Origin of the sequence: Blautia sp. DFI.3.45, assembly GCF_020593505.1 — a bacterium.
GTDB lineage: Bacteria > Bacillota > Clostridia > Lachnospirales > Lachnospiraceae > Blautia_A > Blautia_A wexlerae.
On the sequence record NZ_JAJDMI010000268.1, the window covers coordinates 1 to 214 of the forward strand.

General features: G+C 36.4%; 1 protein-coding gene. It reads right to left on the reverse strand.

The genetic code is table 11. The features are described 5' to 3' along the window. The coding region (locus LJE09_RS17840) for a hypothetical protein (protein ID WP_227311655.1) at positions 1-214 on the reverse strand (214 nt) is incomplete at both ends.

The following is a 214-nucleotide window of genomic DNA, read 5'->3' on the forward strand; positions in this document are numbered from 1 at the left end:
TTCCATTTGGTGTTGTAAATTGAACTGGTGCACTAATTTCTTCATCAGAAAGATTTGTTCCGTAAGCAGGGCCTTTATATCTAGATGCACTCCAAAATAAGCCCGCCCAAGCAATCTCTTTTGCACCATTTAAATCAATATAAGCCCGACTAGAGTTATACGTATTTGGATCATTGTCAACATCTGCAAATTCTAAAGGAAAATTGTTAATTGC